The following is a 3,062-nucleotide window of genomic DNA, read 5'->3' on the forward strand; positions in this document are numbered from 1 at the left end:
TTCTTGCTGTCGTGCATGTGACCAGCGCCGCACGGGGTTTTCACCGCGCCGTACTTGTTCTTCTTCGGGCCGCCACCAAACAGGGCATGCGCCGCGGACTTGCGTTGCCACGTCTTGATCATGGCCGCACCTCCTTCAGCCGGACGCGGCCGAAGCGGCGAACGAGCGTATAGCCCGACACCATCGGCGCGCCGCACGCATCCCAGAAGCGGGCCTTGCGGCGTGCGGTGACGAGCTGGGCGAACAGGTAAAGTGCGAGGATGGCGAGCACGCCGATCAGAACGACGGCACCCGCCAGCATTTGCTCAAGCGTCAGCTGGGAGGTCATGCCGCCCTCCCTGTCGCTGCGAACGCGCGGGCCACGATCGCCTGGTACTTGCCAATCAGCTTGACCAGAACCGGAGCGAGAAGGATTGCGTCCTCGTCGGACAGCTCGTTGTCCTCCAGCAACTCCAGGAGGAGTGTCAGGGCCTTCGACGTCGTGAGCTTGATCTCGTTGGCGCAGATGTCTGCCCCGCCAGCCTTGGTAAGGATGTAGTCGGTCAGAGGGGTGAGGATGGCGTTGCCGAATTCCGGCCCGAACTGGCGGATGCCCCGCACGAGTTCGTAGATAGTCAGAGGATGGCCGGGGTCATCCCGGTTCAGCCGGTTGACGATCGTGGTCGGCCCGCATCCCAGAATATCGGCCAGGTCACCGCCGGTCAGGCCCTTGCTTTCCTGCACATCCTTGAGAGCCTTCGAACACGCTCGCTTTACAGAACTTTGTGTAATCGCTTGGGAATTTTTCACCATCGTGCACCCCCAGTGCAGTAGATTTCCCCCATGGACAGCGATTTCAGACCGGGACGACTGTGGGGGTGTTCAGCCGCCCCGGCCTACGCGCGCGCTACCGAGGCAGCGGCGCGAAACGGATGGGGCCGCTCACGGGGACGGCGCGCTGGCAGCAGCCCGAGCCGCCAGCGGGTTCTGAAGAAGGATTGGCCAGCCGTGGCTGAAGCGCGTGGACAGGCCGGCGCGAGCAGCAAGGGCGGCAATGAAGGTCAGGTACGCATCGCCGGGCGCCAGGCGCGCCTGCACGATGGTCACGGCGCCATGCTGGCAAGCCTCGCTCATGACGCGAGCAACGCCGGACGTTGCCTCGCCGCGGGGAGCCAGTGCCTGCAGCTGGGCAGACAGATCGGCGGTCAGCGTGACGGCGGAGAGCGCACGGCCAAGGGCGGAAATGGACGCCTGGGCAGCGTCAACGCTGGCGGCATCAATACGGAAGTCGAAAGCAGAGGGCGCCATCATGCGGCGCTCCCGTCGCTTTTGGGGCGAGGGTTGGAGTCCCCCGCCCCGCCAGCTATCGTTGCGGAGTCACAACCAGCAACGAAAGGCCAACCTTCATGCCAGGACACCAGGAACCGGGCTTCGACGTCATTTGCGACGATTGCGGCCACAAGTTCTTCCAGCCCATTGCCCGGCTCGACACTAAAACCCTCGACCCCTGCCCCGCGTGCGGCGCGGACGGTCACTTTGAGCCGGAACAGTGGCAAGCCCTCGAAGCAGGGTACGCAGAAGCGACCCGCCGGATTGTCGAGGCGTTCGACCAGATTAAGCTGCCGAAGGGCTGGCGCAAGAGATGAGAGCGAGCGGGCCATAAGCTCCAGCCCGGCCAGTTCCGATGTAGCGTTCGCGTTCACTGCACACCCCCAGCCTCTGGGGAGCGCCGGGCAGACTGCTCCTTTCGGAAACGCCGCATGAACACCCTGATCTTGGCTTCGGTTTCAGGCCACACTCTGCGGCCGGCGCGCATTGTCCGGACGAGGTGACGATCACCGATTGCAAGCTGGCCAAACCGCGTTGGCGCAACACCTGTTCTCTCGATGAAAATCTCGATGTCAGAGAGGAGTTTGCTGTGAACCATAATGGCACACACACTACGGTGTGTTTAAGCACACCGTCAAGCTCAAAGGTGTGTTATTACACCACTTGGCCTCAGGTGGAATTCGGTGTGATTCAACACACCATGAAAACCGACATTCCCCAGTACCGGCTCAGCGTGATCAGAGCCAACATCATCCGCCTGATGACCGAGCAGGAGATAGGCGCGAAGCCGCTAGCCCAGCGGGCCGGCCTTGGGGAGACATCTGTCCGCGACTTTCTAAAAAATGAAAACCGGGACATTCAGATAGGAACTCTTATACGGATTGCCGAGGTGCTCGGCGTTTCCTTGGAAGAAATAGCCACCCCCATACCCGGCAAGCACATCTTCCTGCCTAATGAAACCGCGCTCGCCACGTTGATTGAGGGGATCTCATCTGCAATCCCGGAATCAACATCCCCTGGGCAGAGGTCTCGAATTCTAGCGAAAGCTCTTCAACTTGGGCTTCGGCTACTCGCAGATCTTCCAACCATTCAGAATGACGAGGATGCCATTCGGGCAATGGGTGGCCACGTAGCTGAGCAAGCTCGCCCTTCCATACAGTGAGCATTTGCCGCCGGATCGCGCAGCGTAGATCGCACGACTTACACATTCTTTCACATGCGGGCTCACGCAGCTCGACCATAACGCCCCTCCTTCACGAGAACATTTGTAGAACATACGCCGTTTGTTCCGCAAGAGGCGTTTGTTGTCGATAGCCTCATCACACCGATGGCGCATGCCGAGGCGGAACCTCGCAGGATTGTCAGGACAACACTAGCCGCCCACCCAAGTGAGGACCGGCACGTCACGATACCTACCAATCCGAGTGGTTCAGAACGGCTGCGGCGGATAGTCCGGGCGGGGTAGGAAATTGGTTACGGTTTGGGCATATGCTGCATGGCATACAAGGGGGCAATGAGTGTGAGTGAAGATAAAGACACATTTGAATTGGCAACCCAGCCTGCCACCAAGCTGGACTTGCTTTTAGTAACGCAGAATATCGACCTATGCTTCACAATTTTGGACCGTATAAGCCGAGATATTGTTTCAGGTGACAGAGAAGAAATTGAGAAATCACTTCGCCTGCTAGGTGAGATTAGGCGCTTCATTAGAAAGAACACCGATTCTCTTCGAGCTGAAATCAACTTCCCTACTA

The 3,062-nt window shown here is 59.6% G+C and carries 6 protein-coding genes; 3 read left to right on the top strand and 3 right to left on the bottom strand.

All coding sequences use genetic code 11. From position 1 onward, the window contains the following. Positions 1-118 precede the first annotated feature (118 nt). The 3 genes from VIG90_RS04205 to VIG90_RS04215 all read right to left on the bottom strand — a co-directional run bounded on the left by VIG90_RS04205 (position 119) and on the right by VIG90_RS04215 (position 1,290). Positions 119-328, bottom strand: coding sequence for a hypothetical protein (locus tag VIG90_RS04205; RefSeq protein ID WP_331592195.1), 210 nt, complete (start codon positions 326-328; stop codon positions 119-121). Continuing rightward, positions 325-723 (bottom strand): hypothetical protein, encoded by a 399-nt coding sequence (locus VIG90_RS04210; RefSeq protein WP_331592196.1) that lies wholly within the window; start codon positions 721-723, stop codon positions 325-327. The genes VIG90_RS04205 and VIG90_RS04210 overlap by 4 nt, the downstream gene beginning before the upstream one ends. Before the next feature lie 198 nt (positions 724-921). Further along, positions 922-1,290: a hypothetical protein gene (locus tag VIG90_RS04215; RefSeq protein ID WP_331592197.1), complete on the bottom strand. Its 369-nt coding sequence runs from the start codon at positions 1,288-1,290 to the stop codon at positions 922-924. Positions 1,291-1,385: 95 nt separating this feature from the next. Between VIG90_RS04215 and VIG90_RS04220 the strand changes: the two genes are divergently transcribed. The 3 genes from VIG90_RS04220 to VIG90_RS04230 all read left to right on the top strand — a co-directional run. Further along, a complete protein-coding gene (locus VIG90_RS04220; RefSeq protein WP_331592198.1) occupies positions 1,386-1,625 on the top strand; it encodes a hypothetical protein in 240 nt (79 codons plus the stop codon). A 182-nt stretch (positions 1,626-1,807) separates the two neighbouring features. After that, positions 1,808-2,470 carry a helix-turn-helix transcriptional regulator gene (locus VIG90_RS04225; RefSeq protein WP_331592199.1) on the top strand — a complete coding sequence of 221 codons (663 nt, stop codon included), beginning with the start codon at positions 1,808-1,810 and terminating at the stop codon, positions 2,468-2,470. A gap of 333 nt (positions 2,471-2,803) precedes the next feature. Then, positions 2,804-3,062 (top strand): hypothetical protein (locus VIG90_RS04230; RefSeq protein WP_331592201.1); only part of this gene is annotated, 259 nt, incomplete at its 3' end.

It is taken from the genome of Pedomonas sp. (assembly GCF_036515995.1).
Taxonomy (GTDB): domain Bacteria; phylum Pseudomonadota; class Alphaproteobacteria; order Sphingomonadales; family Sphingomonadaceae; genus Pedomonas.